18 protein-coding genes are annotated in these 19,449 nt (G+C 44.6%); 10 read left to right on the top strand and 8 right to left on the bottom strand.

The window, feature by feature from the left end:
• Window positions 1–24: 24 nt before the first annotated feature.
• Window positions 25–1,107: a 3-phosphoserine/phosphohydroxythreonine transaminase gene (serC, locus tag LYZ37_RS09075; RefSeq protein WP_272785257.1), complete on the bottom strand. Its 1,083-nt coding sequence runs from the start codon at window positions 1,105–1,107 to the stop codon at window positions 25–27.
• 123 nt (window positions 1,108–1,230) lie between these two features.
• On the bottom strand, window positions 1,231–2,496 hold the full coding sequence (locus LYZ37_RS09080; protein WP_272785258.1) for a DUF945 family protein: 1,266 nt from the start codon (window positions 2,494–2,496) through the stop codon (window positions 1,231–1,233).
• Window positions 2,497–2,669: 173 nt separating this feature from the next.
• On the opposite strand from LYZ37_RS09080, the gene LYZ37_RS09085 reads away from it, so the two are divergent.
• The 3 genes from LYZ37_RS09085 (at window position 2,670) to LYZ37_RS09095 (ending at window position 5,850) form a co-directional block, all read left to right on the top strand.
• Window positions 2,670–4,619: an ATP-binding protein gene (locus tag LYZ37_RS09085; protein ID WP_272785259.1), complete on the top strand. Its 1,950-nt coding sequence runs from the start codon at window positions 2,670–2,672 to the stop codon at window positions 4,617–4,619.
• A complete protein-coding gene (locus LYZ37_RS09090; protein ID WP_004749037.1) occupies window positions 4,620–5,117 on the top strand; it encodes a response regulator in 498 nt (165 codons plus the stop codon). It begins immediately after the preceding gene.
• Between the two features lie 166 nt (window positions 5,118–5,283).
• Complete coding sequence (locus LYZ37_RS09095; protein WP_272785260.1) at window positions 5,284–5,850, top strand: hypothetical protein; 567 nt, start codon at window positions 5,284–5,286, stop codon at window positions 5,848–5,850.
• A 107-nt stretch (window positions 5,851–5,957) separates the two neighbouring features.
• Here the strand turns inward: LYZ37_RS09095 and LYZ37_RS09100 are convergent, their stop codons facing one another.
• Complete coding sequence (locus LYZ37_RS09100) at window positions 5,958–6,545, bottom strand: TfoX/Sxy family DNA transformation protein (RefSeq protein WP_239825523.1); 588 nt, start codon at window positions 6,543–6,545, stop codon at window positions 5,958–5,960.
• 355 nt (window positions 6,546–6,900) lie between these two features.
• Between LYZ37_RS09100 and LYZ37_RS09105 the strand changes: the two genes are divergently transcribed.
• From LYZ37_RS09105 to LYZ37_RS09125, 5 genes are all read left to right on the top strand, one after another.
• Window positions 6,901–7,821, top strand: coding sequence for an HDOD domain-containing protein (locus tag LYZ37_RS09105; RefSeq protein WP_272785261.1), 921 nt, complete (start codon window positions 6,901–6,903; stop codon window positions 7,819–7,821).
• A 38-nt stretch (window positions 7,822–7,859) separates the two neighbouring features.
• Window positions 7,860–8,765 carry a lysine exporter LysO family protein gene (locus LYZ37_RS09110; protein WP_272785262.1) on the top strand — a complete coding sequence of 302 codons (906 nt, stop codon included), beginning with the start codon at window positions 7,860–7,862 and terminating at the stop codon, window positions 8,763–8,765.
• Between the two features lie 116 nt (window positions 8,766–8,881).
• The gene (locus tag LYZ37_RS09115; protein ID WP_171801820.1) at window positions 8,882–9,394 is read left to right on the top strand and encodes a hypothetical protein; all 513 of its coding nucleotides are present in this window, start codon (window positions 8,882–8,884) and stop codon (window positions 9,392–9,394) included.
• A gap of 142 nt (window positions 9,395–9,536) precedes the next feature.
• Window positions 9,537–11,183: a pyridoxal-dependent aspartate 1-decarboxylase PanP gene (panP, locus tag LYZ37_RS09120; protein ID WP_272785264.1), complete on the top strand. Its 1,647-nt coding sequence runs from the start codon at window positions 9,537–9,539 to the stop codon at window positions 11,181–11,183.
• Window positions 11,184–11,477: 294 nt separating this feature from the next.
• Window positions 11,478–12,332, top strand: a complete 855-nt coding sequence (locus LYZ37_RS09125) for a MurR/RpiR family transcriptional regulator (protein ID WP_004749005.1) — start codon at window positions 11,478–11,480, stop codon at window positions 12,330–12,332.
• 57 nt (window positions 12,333–12,389) lie between these two features.
• Here the strand turns inward: LYZ37_RS09125 and LYZ37_RS09130 are convergent, their stop codons facing one another.
• Window positions 12,390–13,640, bottom strand: a complete 1,251-nt coding sequence (locus LYZ37_RS09130) for an iron-containing alcohol dehydrogenase (protein WP_272787161.1) — start codon at window positions 13,638–13,640, stop codon at window positions 12,390–12,392.
• 267 nt (window positions 13,641–13,907) lie between these two features.
• On the opposite strand from LYZ37_RS09130, the gene LYZ37_RS09135 reads away from it, so the two are divergent.
• Both LYZ37_RS09135 and LYZ37_RS09140 read left to right on the top strand, forming a co-directional pair.
• Entirely contained in the window at window positions 13,908–14,174 is a 267-nt protein-coding gene (locus LYZ37_RS09135) for a GrxA family glutaredoxin (protein ID WP_171321219.1), read from the top strand.
• Window positions 14,175–14,363: 189 nt separating this feature from the next.
• A complete protein-coding gene (locus LYZ37_RS09140) occupies window positions 14,364–16,046 on the top strand; it encodes an aspartate:alanine antiporter (protein WP_004749305.1) in 1,683 nt (560 codons plus the stop codon).
• A 71-nt stretch (window positions 16,047–16,117) separates the two neighbouring features.
• Here LYZ37_RS09140 and LYZ37_RS09145 read toward each other — a convergent pair whose 3' ends face one another.
• The 4 genes from LYZ37_RS09145 to LYZ37_RS09160 form a co-directional block, all read right to left on the bottom strand.
• On the bottom strand, window positions 16,118–16,795 hold the full coding sequence (locus LYZ37_RS09145; protein WP_272785265.1) for an ABC transporter permease: 678 nt from the start codon (window positions 16,793–16,795) through the stop codon (window positions 16,118–16,120).
• Between the two features lie 3 nt (window positions 16,796–16,798).
• On the bottom strand, window positions 16,799–17,539 hold the full coding sequence (locus LYZ37_RS09150; protein ID WP_272785266.1) for an ABC transporter permease: 741 nt from the start codon (window positions 17,537–17,539) through the stop codon (window positions 16,799–16,801).
• Between the two features lie 85 nt (window positions 17,540–17,624).
• Complete coding sequence (locus LYZ37_RS09155; protein WP_272785267.1) at window positions 17,625–18,395, bottom strand: ABC transporter substrate-binding protein; 771 nt, start codon at window positions 18,393–18,395, stop codon at window positions 17,625–17,627.
• A gap of 71 nt (window positions 18,396–18,466) precedes the next feature.
• Window positions 18,467–19,237, bottom strand: a complete 771-nt coding sequence (locus tag LYZ37_RS09160; RefSeq protein WP_272785268.1) for an ABC transporter ATP-binding protein — start codon at window positions 19,235–19,237, stop codon at window positions 18,467–18,469.
• Window positions 19,238–19,449 lie beyond the last annotated feature (212 nt).

Raw genomic sequence — 19,449 nt, forward strand, 5'->3', positions numbered from 1 at the left:
AGCCTTTGAAGAAAGAAGTGTCGATTAAGCGTGTTGAGCTTCGAACTCTTGCATAAATTCAACCAAGGCTTGTACCCCTTCAAGTGGCACAGCGTTGTAGATTGAAGCACGCATACCACCTACTGCACGGTGCCCTTTCAGAGCAACCAGTCCACGCTGCTCAGCCTGTTCTAAGAACAATGCATCCAGTTCAGGTTTTGCAAGCTGAAACGGCACGTTCATTCGTGAGCGGTTTACGTCGTGAACATTGTTGATGTAGAAGTCTGAACCATCAATTTGGTTGTAAAGCAACGACGCTTTCTCTTTGTTGATCTTCTCCATTTCGGCAACACCGCCCTGCTCTTTTAACCACTTAAAGACAAGGCCAGAGAGATACCAAGCAAAGGTTGGCGGCGTATTAAACATAGAGTCTTTCTCTGCCAAAACTTTGTAGTTCATAAAGCTAGGAACTAAGTCATTAGCTAACTCAAGCAAATCGTCACGAACGATCGCAATGCACAGTCCGGCAGGGCCGATGTTTTTCTGCGCACCTGCATAGATAACGCCATACTTAGACACGTCGATTTCGCGCGACAGAATGTTTGAAGACATATCCGCGATAATAGGTTTGTCTGTTTGAGGAAGTTCGCTAATTTCAACGCCGTCGATGGTTTCATTAGGGCAGAAATGAACATAAGCGGCATCTGAAGCTACTTTCCACTCACTTGCAGGGACAACGGACGTTTTGCCTTCACGCTCTGTTTTGGCATCGAACACGTCGACTTCACAGTACTTATTCGCTTCTTTAACCGCGCTTTCAGCCCAATAGCCTGCGTCTATGTACGTTGCTTTTTTCGATGAGCCCAATAGGTTCAGTGGCACTGCGGCAAACTGAGCACGCGCTCCGCCTTGGCAGAACAACACTTTGTAGTTGTCTGGGATATTAAGAAGATCACGGAGATCTTGCTCTGCTTCTTCAGCAACTTTGATGAACTCTTTACTTCGATGGCTAATTTCCATTACAGAAGTGCCTAAGCCATTCCATTCGACGAATTCTTGTTGTGCTTTTTCCATCACTGCTTTAGGTAGGCCCGCCGGACCTGCGCTAAAGTTATAAACCTTGCTCATCTAGTCTTTCCTTGCGCATGCTTTTAAGAGATTACTCGATTAATAGCATGTTTTATTGAGGATAAAAAGCAAGAAAAGAGGTCTTTAGACCTCTTTTCTTGGTTAAGTCAGTAAATATAGTAATTAAGGCTGCATTAGCGCGGGTAAAAGTAGCGCCATTAGAGGGATCTGTTGCCCATTGCCAAACACCAAATTACCTTCTTTTAGCTCTGCTTGAATCTGATAGCCTTTATCCGTTTCCTGAACCAGCTCCATCGCCATAGCTTCGTCGACACCCTGCTTAATAAATGGGTATTGAGTCACGAGTCCACTTGAGAAGAAAGTATCGAGATCACCCGTTAACGCTGGCAAAATCATCGCCGGGTTTTGAGTCACATTGTCAGTGCCTTGCGGAACAGTGATCTTCCACTTAGATTCGAACTCACTCTCTTCACCTAGCTTGACCGCCATTTTATTCATAGCGAAGTAGAAACCTTTAGAAAATAAGCTTTCTACGTAAGGTATTGCTGCTTCGATATCCGCGTTGGTCGGCATCGGATTATTTTGGTATAGGTTCATCAAATGCTCAAAAGCAACACTGTCTAAATCACCAAAAGAGAGATCGATAGAGACGCTATCTACGTTGCCGTCTTCCATAACCAGTTTATTCATATCGACGATATGCTGGCTGCTTACGGTCTTTGCCATCTCGTCAAATGAACTTAAGAAGGTGTACTTGCTGTCACTTAAAGAGAACAGTGGTGATTGATCAACATTCAACACAGACGTCTCTGCCAGATGGAATGTCTGTTCACCAATCCAGAAGCTATTCATCTTCTTGCCTTGACCTTGTCCTGTTAGGCCAGACAACAGCATCTTCTCACCCGAATTGAAATCAATCTCAACCGAAGGAATATCAAGATCATAGGTAACATCACCCAATACGCTGACGTGCCCTTTCAATGTAGAAGGAGTGACAGAGACAATCGCGCCGTCAGGCCCTTCAGTAACTTGATTCCAATTCGCCAAACTAAGCACGTAATCGGTGTTGCCGTTTAGCTGAGTGACGGTACTGAGTGTAAGAGGTAAGTCTGGTGCATTTTCCATCACGGATTCAGCCGAAAGGCTAAATAAACCATGACTAACACTACTGTTCACAATCACTTCGGATGGTAAGCCGTCAATCGCAAGCTGCTCTGCAAGTACAGGGTCAACAATGGTGTAGCGAGTTTTAACCGTTGAGGAGAGGTATCCACGGTCGTATTCAACAATCTCCGCTTGTAGAGAGTCATTGGATAGATGTGCAACGCCGTCTTGAATAACGGTCTGTCCTATCTGTCCGACAGCGAGTGGCCAACATAACGCAAGCGAAATAGCACCACCAATGGCGCCAAGTTTTTTCAAATCCATGGTAATAACGTCTTATATTGTGATTTCATTAAGTCTACACCAAAAAACATTGAGTTAAATCAGAGTATTGGCTTTCTCTGTAAATCATACGTAAATCTCGTACTTAGCTCCCAATACTCTTGTGCCGTCCTTGGTAGAGTAGAAATTGTCGATGTTTAAATTGTAGCCTAGTCGTGAACCCATTCTCTGTAATCTGTTTAGATAACAATCCAATAAGCGTAGAACAGCTTAGGCGAGAGTTAAGCCCGCTCTCTGCCAAGTTCGACCTTCATACCGCAGATAGCATCGAAGATGCGCACGCTGCGCTAGAGTATTGTTTTGAGCAAAAACAAACCGTTGCCTTAGTCATCGCGAGTCATCATGAGAATTTCAATGGTGCCGACTTTCTGGTTCAACTCGACAGAAATACCCATACACAAAGCGCCCGTAAAGTGCTGATAAGTTGCGGTCAAGACATTCAAGCCATTTTGTCTGCGGTTAACGAAGGCCGTTTAGACCACTGCCTAACCAAGCCTTTGCAAGACAATCTAGTGCATAAAACAGCGCAAAAAGAGCTCACTACTTTCATCCTCGAAAATGATAAAGAGAACTTGCTGTCCTATAGCCAAGTGCTCGACCAACACCGATTGCTTCGGGCTCATATTGAACAAAAAATGCGAAGTTATCGTGAAGGATTTATTTCTGATCATCACAGTCTGTCTGACCAAGAACTTGTTGAGAAAGTCACCTCTGCATTGCTCGATTTTTTTGCGCAAGAAGATGAAACCCAAGCTTGTCGCACCTACTCCCCAGAGCATTTGCTTACTATCGAAGGTGAAGAAAACCAGTTTCTTTGGTTTATTACTAAAGGCGAAGTGGCTCTGTATAAGAAAGACGATGTCGGCATGCAACGTGAGGTGGTAAGACATACTCAAGGCAACATTGTTGGTGGTATGTCGTTTGTGACAGGTGAGCCCTCTTTTTCTACTGCGGTTACGCTTTCGCAAACTGAGGTGATTAAGCTAGACCGCGAAGTCTTCTCCAAAGTCATGCACTCCAATATGACGTTGCTGCCTCTTTTCACTAACTTACTGCTGAGACATTTTAACCGCCGCCTCCAACGCAGCATTAATACCAAGCTAGAGCTGCAAAAAACCCTTGAATCTCTTGAGTCTGCTCATCAACAGCTGATTGAACGAGAAAAAATGGCTATGCTTGGTCAACTCGTCGCTGGAGTTGCCCATGAGCTGAATAACCCAATTGCCGCCATCTTAAGAGGCACAGAGACGCTGACTAACAAAATCCAACAGCTAGTTGATGATCGTTCTATCGAGGAAGTCGGTATGGATGGCATCTCAGTGCTGAAAGAAGGCCTCAACCAGAGACCTCGTTCAACAGCGAAAGAGCGCGAACTCACTAAGATACTAGATGAACAGATACAAGATCGTCGCGTTGCGAAGAAGTTGGTTAAGCTAGGACTTGAAAGCGACAAAAAATGGTTAGAGCTCGCGACAAATCAGCCGCAGCAAGCGCAGCAAACGCTTGAGCGCTTAGAAGACTACCATTTAGCGGGTGCGACACTGCGCTCGATTAACGTCTGCGCCGGACGAATTGCCGATATGGTAAAAAGCCTCAAAGGCTATGCGCGACCTGATGACGAAAAACTTCATCTGGTCGATATTCACGAAGGCATTGAAGATACCTTGGTCATTTTTGAAAACCGCCTAAAGTTTCATACGGTTGAACGTCTTTATGAGGACATCCCTCAAATACAGTGCCAACCTATCGCCTTGCAGCAGGTGTGGACCAACTTAATTTCCAATGCCATTGATGCTTTCCCAGACAAAGGCGAGCTTAAAGTCCAAACTCTAAAACTGTCCCGCTGTGGGCGTGATTGGGTGGTGGTCTCTTTTACCGATAATGGTTGCGGTATTGCACCTGCCACTCAACAGCAAATGTTTACCCTTAACTTTACCACCAAGAAAGAAGGCAACTTTGGTTTAGGTATTGGCCTTTCCGTGTGTCAACAAATTGTCCACCAGCATGGAGGGCGGATTGAGGTTGATTCTGTGGTTGGTCAATTTACTAAGATGTCAGTTTGGTTGCCCTTTTGCCAAGTACCACCGATCGTCAAGGAGCTCTAAATGAACAAATACCTTATTTTATGTGTCGATGATGAGCGAGAAGTGCTAGACAGCGTAATGCAAGATCTTGATTGTTTTGAAGAGCACTTCATTGTTGAAGCCGCGGAGTCCGTCCAAGAAGCGAAGGAACTCATCGCAGAGTCTGAACGCGAAGACGTAAAATTGGCGCTGATCCTGTGCGACCACATTATGCCCGAGCAAACTGGTATTCAGTTTTTGATCGAACTGAATCAAGATGAATCGACAAAGCCCACGAGAAAACTCCTTCTTACCGGACAAGCAGGATTAGAAGACACAGTGGAAGCAGTTAATCATTCAAGCCTAGACTTCTATATTGCAAAGCCTTGGCAAGGTGATGAGCTTCGCCAAGTGTTAAAAAACCAACTCACCACTTATATGATCGAACACGAGCCGGACTTAATGCCTTGGGCATCGGCTTTAGAAACCGAGCGAGTATTTGAAGCCATGGCTAAAAATCGACTCTATTACGGTGAGTAAATGACCATATATGGCATATGAATTGCTTAAATCAATAATTAACGACAAAACAATGACATTTTTATAGTGACTATTGCTATGATGCATTATCATGTCGTAACTAATGTCATGGCGCTGATGTCGCTTAAGACCAAGGAAATTAACGAGATATAGGTTTATCGTCCATATGCGTAAAACAATCTTAGCTGCAGCCCTTGTGCTTGCATCTGGTCAAACAATTGCTCAAACCGACCCTAACAGCCCTTCTGTAATGAGCAACTTCAATTATGACTACGTAGAAGCTCGAATCGGTGCTAGCCCGGTCACTTTTGGTGCCGCAATGAGTAAGTCTATCCACCCTAATGCACACGTTGTCGGTCGCATCGATTCTGAATTCGAAGGCGATTACGACGCAGCGGCAGGTTTTGGTTTCCACGCGCCAATCAACAACTGGGCAGATTTCACTGGTGAGATGCTTGTTCGTTTGGTTGATACCGGCAATGAAAGCCGTTTCGGTTTAAGTGGTGGTACAGAAACAGGCATGGAACTGAACCTTGGCGTTCGTCAGTGGCTAGGTCCTCAGCTAGAGGTTGGCGGGAAAGGAAGCTACATTTCTATCGACAACAACAAGAAATGGGCAGGCTCAGCTTACGCGCGCTTCCATTCAACTGAACTATTCTCGCTGGGTGCTGAAGCTCGTATCAACGATTTCTACGGCGACCAACTAATGTTCACAACTCGCTTTAAATTCTAATCGAGTCCAATATCGAAAAAACCGAGGTAAATACCTCGGTTTTTTATTGCAAATCCTTTTGCACTTGAGCAGTTCGCTTCTTAAATCAACTCCGAAGCGATGAGAGATTAGTGGCAACTCGCCAATAGTTGGCGTTTACGTGGTTCTTGAATGAGCTTCCAATGAATCCCTTCGATTGCACCAGCGAATTTCCACAGCAGCTTTACATCTACATCACTGCCATATGCTTGCTTCACTCTTGAGAAGACCGCAGGTGCGCCAAGTTCTAAAAAGGTATCTACATCCTCTACCCCTGCCTTTTTCACCATACGCTCTAAGGTCAGTTGCATATTCGGCAGATCACGCAAGCGTCGGTTCGCCGATGAACGCTTGAACTCACGCTGCGATACGGAAAAATTTATAGATTGTTCTACTAGCTCACTCAGTCGCTGATGTTGGCTCGAAAAAAGCTGGGTTATATCGTAATAATTTACCGTCGCTGTGGTCTGTTTCTTAACATGACGGTATTTCTCACAACCTAGCTGGTTAAGCGTTTCATCTAATGCTTCTCCACCTCTGATGAATATTTTGTCGGCACTGAGTAGTGCGAACATAGCTTCGTCTCTAAACAACCCGGTACCACCAAACATAGATCGTTTTTGAAAGTCGCCAAACTTTTGTACGTATTGAATAAATTGTTGCTCTGTCATATCCATTGATCCTTAATCAAATACCCCGATTAGTTATGATCACCAGATAGCAGCAGTAATAAGCGAAAAAATTAAAACTCAACCAAACTATGGTGTTAGTTATTGTTTAGTTTGATTGATAACAAGTACTAAGAATGATAGTTAACGAAACAAAATAAGTCTGTGCATTTGTCACACCAATGACACTCAATCAATCTCATATCGTGAACATTATCACAAGTTAATATATTAACTTAATTGCAAACTCGCTGGAATAACGAGATAAAATGCTGCGCGAATTATCAATAACTGAGATCAATTGTTTGCTAATATACAGTGTAAGACGTTACACTGTCAGGAGTAGCATAACCTTATAGTGTATATGAACCACTTATCTTTCTATTGGCTGCCTGAAAACGGCGAGCTATTACTCAAAGGTATTGAATCTGAGTTTTCAACCTTGATTGAACACTCAATCAAGTCACGTACTATCTCTCTTCCTCCGATTTCTGACGTAGTACTAAAGATTCAACAACTTTGTACCCAAGACACCACAACGGTTTCTGATGTCGCTGATAGCTTACTCGAAGATCCTGGCCTTGCTGCCATCGTCATTCGCGTGGCCAACTCGGTTATTTTTAATCGTCGTAACATCACTTGTACCGATCTGGTTACCGCAGTCTCTCGACTCGGCATTCTAAGAGTACGTGACATAGTCACTGCCCAAGCAATCGAGCAGCTCAAACACTCTGTTAATCTGAGCCAATCGTGTAATCAAGTATTGGTTCAAAGTGCAACCAATTCTCGCGAGTTAGCTGCCACTATGGTGTTGGTCGTACGCGGCTTTAAAGAATCTGGCTCACCAAGTTACAGCCATTTGGAAACCGACAAAGCGCTCCTGACAGGCTTACTCGCGGATATTGGTCTGTTCTGTATTGTCAATGAGTACCACAACTATTTAGAGCAGGGTAATTACCTCAATGAAGAAATTGCCTTCCAAATTTTCGATCGTCAGTGCTCAAACGCAAGTAAGCTCGTGCTAGAGAGCTGGGGATTTGATAACGACTTCCTCGCCGTCGCTTGTAACCAGGTGATAGATAAAACAGATGTGCCAGTGAGTTATCTTGACGTCGCGCGCATCGCCAATCATATCCTGATGTTCCGTCGCCAAGATGAGCAGATCACTGAACATACGGTTGAATTTGACATTACAGGCGCAGATATACTGTACAAACTCAGTAATTTAAGTGATATTGAGTTCAATGCACAGATAGATGAACTTATAAGCGCGAGTGGTCTGTAAATCCACGTAGGAGATTCAGGCCCTAGACAGGAAGTACCATGTTTTCAGGGATGTTATTTATCTTTGCCCCACTTGTTGTGGGGTATTTCATTTCTATATCCAAAAAAGCTCTACTCGACACAATAAACTCAACCACATCCAATCTCATTTACGTGATTTTGGCTTTGATGGGCTTGAGCTTAGCAGCGCTGGATAATCTGGGTCAGAACCTACAACTGATCCTCAAAACAACCGCTGTCTTTTTTATTTGTTTGAGTTTAGCCAACCTAGCCGTTTTGCCTTTCATTGATAAATGGCTACCAATCAAAACCGATGCCAGCAATACCAAATTACCATTGTCAGAAATGGCGATGGAGTCAGCCAAGCTGATCCTAGTCGTCGGTGGCGGTCTCATTGTTGGGCTATTGGTGCCCTTTGATCTAAGCTGGGTCGATACGGCTAGTGAATGGATTTTGTTTCTGCTGCTATTTTTTATTGGTATCCAACTACGCAATAGTGGCCTCACGCTGCGTCAGATTCTGCTCAACAAGCATGGTATGGTCATTGCCGTTGTTATCATCGCAAGCTCACTAATCGGGGGCGTTATCTCTGCGCTTATCTTAGATATCAATGTATTCCGTGGCTTAGCAATGGCTTCTGGCTTCGGTTGGTATTCATTAGCCGGAATCTTGATGGGTGATGCTTTCGGCCCTGTGTATGGCGGCGCCTCTTTTATGATCGAGCTACTGAGAGAGCTGGTTGCATTGGTACTTATCCCTCTCTTTATCCGTACTAAACCTTGTACATCTATCGGTTATGCGGGCGCAACGGCGATGGACTTTACCCTTCCGGTAATCCAAACCACAGGCGGGGTGCGATGTGTCCCTATTGCCATTGTTAGCGGTTTCATATTGAGCTTACTCGTTCCTGTTTTAATGTTGTTCTTTGTCTCTCTTGCAGGCTAGATCGCAGGAATTGTCATTCAAAAGCTCTATATTATGCGCTTACAAGCCCAATAAATTTAGCGAACGCTAAATTAGATAATTAGAAACTATAAGAATTAGCTTTAAAAGGAATCACTATGAAACGCACTATCGTTGCAATGCTGCTAGCCGCAACCTCAACCTTTGCGGCCGCTGCTGACAATGCTTGCCTATCAAAAAAATACGACGCTTACATCGATGCCTCACTACACTGGTACGAAGATTTGTCGACGCTAACTTCAGAGCAATATCCAGAACTTGAAGAAGTCAGCAAGTGGTTCCTTGAAGGACGTAAAAACCATTTCGAACTAAATCGTGCAGCGGTTCACTACTACCTAGAGCAAGACCCAGCAAAAGTTGCGACTAACCAAGCGGTTGAAGCTTGGCTACAGCTTGAACAGAAAGACATAAAGGTACTTGCCTCACGTAGCGACGAGCTTGGTCAACTGGCAAAAGTCACTTTTGGCGATCGCCAAGCTAAACCGCATGAGAAGAATTACGAACTTCGCTCTGCATTTGCAGATCTTCTCAGCCATCCGACTAAGATCGACGCAGCATTAAAACGCTATAACGCATCGATCAAAGAAGTTGAAGCGATTAACTGCAAGTAATCACAAGGCTTGTAGGGGCATTAACTTTTCGACCAACTTCTGCCCGGTAAAATCTAAGATTCGATAATTAAGACGGGACTTTGTTCCCGTTTTCGTTTAGATTGTCCCGCTGCAATAAAAATGATTAGAGCAATGTAGCTGTATGACATCGGAACATAAAACGGCTGACGTGAGTTTCGAGAGTTTACTCCGAATCTTCACCGTCCCAGAAGGACCAGACTCAACGCTAACCAAGATCGAAGAGAAGCTGTCGCGCAACTTGAATAAGTTTTTGCGCGAGCACATCGTGGCAGAAGAAAAACCGCTGCGCGATATCGAAAAAGACTTCTCACATGCGTCGATTCCAGAGCAACCTGAATTCGTATCAGATCATACGCAGCATCTGCTTGATACATTAGTCTCCCATTCTGTTCATACCTCTGCGCCAAGCTTTATTGGTCATATGACTTCGGCACTGCCTTACTTCTTAATGCCGTTGTCGAAAATCATGATTGCGCTAAACCAAAACTTGGTGAAGATAGAGACATCTAAAGCATTCACACCTCTTGAACGTCAAGTTTTAGGCATGTTGCATCGCTTAATCTACGGCGAAAATGACTCGTTTTACAACCAATGGATGCACAGTGCCAACCACTCATTAGGCGCATTTTGCTCTGGCGGCACCATCGCCAACATCACTGCGCTTTGGGTTGCTCGAAACAATGCACTGAAAGCCACCGGCGAGTTCAAAGGTGTAGAAAAAGAAGGCTTATTCAAAGCAATGAAGCACTACGGCTATGAAGGATTAGCCGTACTGGTCTCAGAGCGTGGTCACTATTCGCTAAAAAAAGCAGCCGATGTGCTAGGCATTGGTCAAGAAGGCTTAGTGGCAGTCAAAACAGACAACAACAACCGAATTTGTCCGCAATCTTTACAACAGCGTATCACTGAGCTCAAAGCACAAAACATCAAGCCATTTGCTGTGATTGGTGTGGCGGGCACGACGGAAACAGGCAGCATCGACCCACTGAAAGAAATCGCTCAGATTTGCCAAAAGGAAGATTGTCACTTCCACGTTGATGCGGCATGGGGTGGTGCGACTTTAATGTCAAATAACTATCGCCACCTACTCGATGGTGTTGAGCTGGCAGATTCTGTCACTATCGATGCGCATAAGCAGCTCTATATCCCAATGGGCGCAGGCATGGTGCTGTTCAAGCAGCCTGATGCGATGAAGTCCATTGAGCATCATGCTCAGTATATCCTGCGTAAAGGCTCAAAAGATCTAGGTAGCCATACTCTTGAAGGCTCTCGTTCAGGAATGGCTATGTTGGTGTACGCGGCAATGCACATCATTAGTCGCCCGGGCTACGAACTACTCATTGATCAAAGTATCGAGAAAGCGAAGTTCTTTGCTAACCACATAGAGCAACAACCAGACTTTGAACTAGTCTCCGAACCAGAACTTTGCCTACTGACTTATCGCTATCTACCTGAAAACATTCGTATCGCACTCGAACGCTCAACAGGTAAGCAGACGCAAGAACTCAACGAATTGCTAAACGAGCTAACTAAGTTTATCCAGAAACGCCAGCGCGAAACGGGCAAATCTTTTGTCTCTCGTACGCGCTTAAACCCAGAAAAGTGGGAGCGTTTGAATACGATTGTCTTTCGCGTGGTGTTGGCTAACCCATTGACTGGCTGCGATATTCTAAGTGCCGTGCTTGAAGAGCAAAGAGAAATTGCTAAGCAAGCCCCTAAGCTCATGGCAAGAATTGAAAGCTTAGCAGAACGTATCCTTGCTGCTTAGGCTGAAACTGAAATTTTATTTCTAGAAAAGTGTAATTTCTCTATCAAGACAAGCCACAAAGATGAATTTTCCAACCACAGAATCGGTAATTCTGTAGTTTAGACAAAATTTTGTTTGAGGCTTGTCATATAATAGCCAATTGCCTTGTAGAAAAGTTGCCGTAAACCTTTTGCTTAGGTTTATACTGGTTCCATGGCGCTGGATTGCACTTACCTTTTTGGGTAACACTTTGTTCCCCATCACTAAATATTCGGGTATATCCAGTGAGTTGTTCTCTATACCCTCGTGAACACTATGAACACATTAGAAAAAATTCAAAAAAACCTAGAAAACTTTAGCAAGTCTGAGCGTAAAGTTGCCGAAGTCATCATGGCATCGCCACAAACTGCTATCCATTCTAGTATTGCTACACTGGCAAAAATGGCTGATGTAAGTGAGCCAACTGTTAACCGCTTCTGTCGTCGTTTGGATACCAAAGGTTTTCCAGACTTTAAACTTCATCTTGCTCAAAGCTTGGCTAACGGTACTCCTTACGTTAACCGAAATGTTGAAGAAGATGATGGCCCTGATGCATACACGCATAAGATTTTCGAATCTACGATGGCATGTTTGGATGTCGCTAAGAACAGCTTAGATCCAATGCAGGTTAATCGTGCCGTCGATTTGCTTACTCAAGCTAAGCGCATCTCATTTTTTGGTTTAGGTGCTTCATCTGCTGTCGCGAAAGATGCGCAAAACAAGTTCATTCGCTTTAATATCCCAATTACTTGCTTTGAAGACATCGTCATGCAGCGTATGAGCTGTATTAACTGTACTGACAACGATGTGATTGTACTGATTTCTCACACTGGTCGAACTAAGAGCCAAGTCGAGATTGCCAATCTAGCACGTGAAAACGGTGCAACGGTTATCGCGATCACCGCTAAAGACTCGCCGCTAGATAAAGCAAGTTCGTTGTCTATCTCACTCGATGTGCCAGAAGATACTGACGTTTATATGCCGATGGCGAGCCGTGTTGTTCAAATGACGGTTATCGACGTTCTAGCAACAGGCTTCACTCTACGCCGAGGGACAGGATTTAGAGAGAACCTGAAGCGTGTTAAAGACGTCTTGAAAGACTCTCGTTACGACAAGCTTTCCCAATTCTAATAAAACGGAGCACTCAGTGCTCCGTTTTTGCATTTGCGACCTGTTCATCAAGCACGCTCAACCGTCTTGATAACTGCCTTGATCTTTCTTGTCGCCCAGAGAGACCACTCTCGCATTTGATTCTTGCTTACGACTTTCAACGGTATTGCAGCTTTCTTGACACTGACAAACTTGGCGTAAGATATAAGTTAAACGTTCTTTGGTCAGAGGCAGTGGGTTACCTTTTATAGCGACAGACTTAAGCGCGTCATCAGCAACTTCTTCGAAAGAGGTCGTACATATGCCGAAACTATCAAGTTTGGGCAATGCCAGTTTCTCTAACATCATATTGACCCACAAGATCGCATCATCACGGCAAGCGTTAACCCTTCCAGTTAAGATTTGAGCTACTTTTGAATATCGGTGCAGCACATCTCCTCTTCCGGCCTGTTTGGCTGCTTTGATGTTTTCAGTCATCACAAACGGAGCGAGTCGGCCTGTAATGACACTATGCGGAGCATCAAGCTTGCCACCCAAAGCTGACGCTAGCCCGTGGGCTGCGCCCAATTTCGCATTGGTTATAGCCATACCACCCAGCATGGCTGCAAAAGAAATGTCAGCTCTCGCCTTGTAGTCATCTTGCAAACACGCGGGCAGTATCGATTGACTTAGCCTGCGTAATCCCTCTTCACAAATCATGTCGGTTAACGGGTTGGGATCGCCACACACATACGCCTCCATTAAATGGGTGAACGCATCCATGGCTCCGCGTCCAGACGTTAACTTATCCGTTCCATAAGTTAGTGTGGGATCAATGATCGCCACATCGGCAAGCATATCAGGGCTACGCAGACTGACCTTGACTTGGTCTTGTCCCGAACGCAGCACAGCATTGCGCGTAACTTCAGAACCCGTGCTTGCGGTAGTTGGAATAGCAATAAATGGAATTGGCTTTGACTTAAGCGGTACGTTTCGCCCCACTACCTCAACATAATCATAGACATCGCCTTGATTTGGGATAACTGCAGCCAGCGCTTTGCCCATATCGAGAACACTTCCTCCACCCATCGCGATGACCATATCAGGTTTAAATTTGCGCCCCACTAAAGCCGTTTCTTCGATCATGGTAATGTTAGGCTCACCATTGATTGCGACGTGTTGATAGCGCATATTTTGCTGTTTAATGTAATGGAGGATTGGGGAGGCGCGGTCGGTATTTTTACCAGTAACAAGAAGGACACTGTAACCATACTGGTTGATAACGGATAACGAGGATTGTAATGCACCTTCCCCAAAAATGATTCGGGTCGAGGTCATAAACTGGAACATACTCAACACACTCCCTGTGACAACCGAGTAATAAGCTTGCACTGAATCAAATGAAATAAACATGACGTAGTGCAACTTGTCAGCAAACGCCTTTATTTTTATAGGGCTTTCTCGACTTGCCGCACACACTAAAGGCATTATTGACAAGGTGAAAGGATACTTTTTGTTCAATAGGATTTACCTATCAAAACAAGAGGCAAATGACTCTTTATTTCCGCCCATGATTCGGGCATAGTTGCACTTAACAAAATACAGGAGAAAGAGAATATGTTCGTAGTTATCTTTGGTCGCCCAGCTTGTCCTTACTGTGTTCGTGCAAAAGAGCACGCTGAAACACTAAAAGCTAAACGCGATGATTTCAACTACCGCTACGTAGACATTCACGCAGAAGGAATTTCTAAAGCGGACCTAGAGAAAACGGTAGGTAAGCCTGTAGAAACTGTTCCTCAGATTTTCATCGATCAAGACCACATCGGTGGCTGTGATGACTTCGAAGCTTACGCAAAAGAGCATCTAGGTCTATTTGACGAGTAATCGCCCAGATTCTACAAGAGCCGCTTATCAATAAGCGGCTTTTTTGTGTCTGAATTTAAACCAACTTACTCATTTCATTGCCTAAGTCAGCTAATAGTAAATTATAAAAATTTTCACTTATCTTTTTGCAATATTCAGATACAATTCGCACACTTAACCTATTCCCCGGCACCAAGACAAGAATTGCCCGTGAACATTGACGTCGTACACTTGCTCGAACAAAACCCTATTCTTCTCATCTTCGTTGTACTAGCGATCGGCCTAGGCATCGGCAAAATTCGCTTTGGCAACTTGCAGTTAGGCAACTCCATTGGCGTGTTAATCACCTCGCTCGTGATGGGTCACCTTGGTTTTAGCTTTAATGCCGAAGCTTTGACTATCGGCTTTATGCTGTTTATCTACTGCGTTGGTATCGAAGCAGGTCCAAACTTCTTCGGTATTTTTTTCCGTGATGGTAAACATTACTTCATCTTAAGCTTAGTCGTGCTCTCTACTGCCCTGTGTATTACCTACTATGCAAGCCACTATATGGGCCTCGATTTTGGTTTATCTGCCGGTATGATGGCCGGAGCGTTAACCTCAACGCCCGTACTGGTAGGTGCGCAAGATGCTCTCAATTCCGGGCTTGCCACTACACCACGTAATATGGATTTTAACCAAGTCATCGAAAACTTGTCGGTAGGTTATGCGATGGCCTACTTGATTGGCCTGATCAGTATGATTATGTTTGCCAAGCTTCTGCCTAAACTGCAAAAGCAAAACCTATCAGACTCCGCACAGCAAATCGCACAAGAGCGAGGACTGGGTAGCTCAGGACAACGCAAAGTTTACTTACCAATCATTCGCGCGTACCGAGTCGGACAAGAGCTCATCGATTGGATTGACGGCAAAAACTTACGCGAGCTTGGTATTTACCGACAAACAGGGTGCTATATCGAGCGAATTCGACGTAATGGTATTCTAGCCCACCCAGACGGTGACGCGATTTTGCAGCAAGGAGACGAAATTGCCCTGGTTGGCTTCCCGGATAGCCACGCACGTCTAGATCCAAGCTTCCGCAACGGTAAAGAGGTTTTCGACCGTAACCTTCTTGACCTGCGTATTGTTGAAGAAGAGATCGTCGTAAAGAGTGACTCAATTGCGGGTAAACGTCTGTCAGATCTTAACCTTTCTGAATATGGCTGTTTCCTGAACCGCGTGGTCCGCGCTCAAATCGAAATGCCAATGGATCTGGACATTGTTCTCGCTAAAGGAGACATACTTCAGGTCAGTGGTGAAAAGAGCCGCGTTCATGGTCTTGCTGAAAAAATTGGTTTCATTTCAATCCATAGCCAAATGGCAGACTTGCTGGCGTTTTGTAGCTTCTTCATCCTTGGCATTATGTTTGGTTTGATCACCATGACATTCGGTCAAGTCTCCTTTGGACTCGGTAATGCGGTAGGCCTTTTACTTTCCGGTATTACACTGGGCTTTTTACGTGCCAACCACCCTACCTTTGGTTATGTACCTCAGGGGGCGCTAAACATGGTCAAAGACCTTGGCTTAATGTTCTTTATGGTAGGAATTGGACTGAGTGCAGGTGGCAAAATGTTTGAGCACCTCTCTCAGGTTGGCTTACAGGTGATTGGACTCTCTTTCGTGATCAGTGTGGTCCCCGTTGTCGTTGCCTACTTAGTCGGAGCCTATCTACTAAAGATGAACCGAGCTCTGCTGTTTGGTGCAATTATTGGCGCACGCACCTGCGCACCGGCCATGGACATCGTTAACGACTACGCTAAGTCTACCATTCCTGCATTGGGTTATGCGGGTACTTATGCGATAGCCAATATCCTGATGACGCTTGCTGGTACCGTACTCATTATCTTGAGCTAACCTCTGAATCTCAGCGAATAAAAAAGGCTTCCGATTGGAAGCCTTTTCTGTGTTTGTCATATTGAGCTCTATTAGCTCAGCGGTCTGAGGTAAGCTAAGAAACGTTTTTCTGCAAACTTGAAGCAAGCAAGAATGATGAAAGTCAGTGCCATATAGAACAGGCCTGCAGTCAAAAACGATTCAAATGGCGCGTAGTAGCGTGAGTTTACTAGGCGAGCAGCACCTGTCAGGTCAACAATAGTTACTATACCTGCTACAGCACTACCGTGAAGCATAAAGATAACTTCGTTACTGTAAGCTGGAAGTGCACGGCGCAATGCGCTTGGCAAAATAATGCGTCGATAGGTTTTAAACGTACTCATACCATAGGCTTTCGCAGCTTCCACTTCGCCTTTCGGAAGACCATTGATTGCACCGCGAATGATTTCGGCTGTATAAGCTGCGGTGTTTAATACGAACGCGACTAAAGCGCAAAACCATGCATGCTCCCAAAGGGTGTCTTTGACTGGGAAGAATTGATCCATACCATAGTAGATAAGATACAACTGAACTAGCAGCGGGGTTCCACGAAAAAAGTAGATAAATGCCCAACTAGGCCCATTAAGCAAATAGTTATGGCTATTGCGTGCGATACCAAGAGGAATTGCTACAAACAGCCCAATAATTAGTGCAAGGGTAACTAGCCATGCTGTAGTCCAAAGACCATCCAGATAAATCGGCAAGCTTTCTATGATCAAAGAAAAGTCCATTCTTTACCTCGCATGAATACTGAATTTGCGCTCTACCATTTTCAGGAACCCTGTCGAGACACTGGTAAAGAATAAGAAAATAAGCGCGACCGCCATATAAAAAGTAAAAGGCATCTTGGTCGTACCCGCAGCAAGCGAACTCATACGCACCATATCTTCAAGACCAATAATTGAAACAAGTGCGGTTGTTTTGAGCAAAACTAGCCAGTTGTTACCAAAGCCTGGTAACGCGTGACGAATCATCTGTGGAAGAAGTATGCGCCTAAACGCTAATAGAGAGCTCATTCCATAAGCCTTTGCCGCTTCAAGTTCTCCACGGTCGACCGCCATGATTGCGCCACGGAAAGTCTCTGCCATATAAGCGCCAAAGATAAAGCCAATGGTAAGAACACCGGCAATAAATGGACTGACGTCGATATAGTCTGGTAAGTAAGAGGTCCACTCATGATTTGGGTCGCTGGAAGCAAACCATTCGTTGAGCCATTCATTGATGGAATAAAGGCTATTGTTAAGAAGAATTTGTCCACCAAAGAATATTAGCATCATCAGAACTAAGTCTGGAATGCCACGAATCACCGTTGTATATAAAGTCGCAATTGCTCTAGCCCAACGGTAGGGAGCCATTTTAGCAAGCGCTCCAAGCATACCTAAAATCATTGCCACCAACAGTGACAATAATGCAACCTCAATGGTCACAACGGCCCCTTTTAAAATAGAGGCTTCATATCCTTGTAAATCCAGCATAGGTACGTTCCTGATCCCTAAACTTTATAAAAAGGCCGCTAGTCATACTCCTAGGAACAAAAACTAACGGCCATTAACTAAACGATTACTGACCGTAAACGTCGTAGTTGAAGTACTTAGCAGCGATGTCTTGGTAAACACCTTTCTCGCGTAGAGAGATGATTGCTGCATCTAGCTTTTTAGTAAGGTCTTTATCTTGTTTGCGAACAGCAATTCCCATACCTTCACCGAACCATTTCGCATCAGTTAGAGCAGGGCCAACGAATTCGTATGCTTCACCGCCAGCTTTATTTAGTACGCCTTCTTCAAGCGCTGACGCATCACCCAGTACCGCAACAACGCGACCGTTAGCAAGGTCTAAGTAAGCTTCATCAAAAGAGCCGTAACGTACGATTTCTACTTTGTCACCGTAGTTGTCAGTCAGATACTTGTCGTGAGTTGTTGCACGTTGTACCGCGATTTTTTGACCATCTAGGTTATCAAAATCAAGCCCAGCGCCTTTCTTCGCAATGAATTTATTTGGGATCTGAGCATATTTGCCAGTGAAATCCACTTTCTTCTTACGCTCTTCAGTAATAGACATTGCAGCGATGATTGCATCGTATTTACGCGCAAGCAGTGAAGGGATAATACCGTCCCAATCTTGAGGAACAATTTTACATTTGACCTGCATTTCAGTACAAAGCGCGTTCGCCATGTCTACATCAAAGCCTTTTAGAGAACCATCAGCCTCTGTCCAGCTAAACGGAGGGTAAGCACCTTCAATACCGAAGCGAACTGTTTTCCATTCTTTCGCTTGCGCTACGCCAGATACCGCAGTCGCTGCCAGTGTTGCTGCTAATAACCACTTTTTCATTTCCATACTCCTGTGATTGTGATTCTTATTTTTTAACTTAGTTGTTGGTTGTGTTTGCCGCTAAGCGGCGATTAATAAATTGATGAGATAAACTGCTGCAGACGTTCTGAGTCCGGATTGGTAAAGAGTTTAGCTGGATCGCCTTGTTCTTCCACTAAACCTTGATGTAAGAACATCACATGGTTCGATACGTCACGTGCGAAGGCCATTTCGTGAGTCACCACCAACATAGTTCGACCTTCTTCAGCCAAGTCACGCATAACGCCAAGCACTTCACCAACGAGCTCTGGGTCAAGTGCTGATGTTGGTTCATCAAACAGCATGACTTCAGGGTCTACCGCTAACGCACGAGCGATAGCAGCGCGTTGCTGCTGACCACCCGACAAGTGACCTGGGTAATAATCTTTACGCTCGTACAAACCCACTTTCTTTAATAGGAGTTCTGCGTTTTCAATCGCTTGAGCTTTCGGTACACCCAATACATGTACAGGTGCCTCAATGACATTTTCGAGCACTGTCATGTGTGACCAGAGGTTGAATCCTTGGAAAACCATAGCAAGACGCGAACGGATGCGTTGAACTTGCTTTTCATTGGCAGGAACCGCCTCACCTTGGCGATTGTTTTTCATTTGAATTAACTCACCGTTAACCCAAATTTCGCCTTCAGTTGGTGTTTCAAGAAGGTTTATACATCTAAGAAAGGTACTTTTACCGGAACCTGATGAACCGATAATAGAGATGACGTCCCCTTTATGAGCTTCTAACGAGATGCCCTTTAAAACTTCATTTTGTCCGAATGTTTTGTGCAGTTCTTTTATGTCCAGCGCTGGTACATCTTTCATGCGCTTTTACTCCCTGTATTTATTATGACCAATTGCATCGGCTAAATGCTTTTGGCTGACTGCTGGGTTCCACCCACATTGCGATACAAACTAGCACTACCCCGCCCAACTTGCAACAAATTATTAACCTGCAAATCAGCAATATCTAGCCACTTTATATGACTAATAATGCATTCAATAGTCAAATAAGCTCCAAAATTCGCATAAAACAC

This window comes from Vibrio tubiashii (assembly GCF_028551255.1).
GTDB classification, from domain to species: domain Bacteria; phylum Pseudomonadota; class Gammaproteobacteria; order Enterobacterales; family Vibrionaceae; genus Vibrio; species Vibrio tubiashii_B.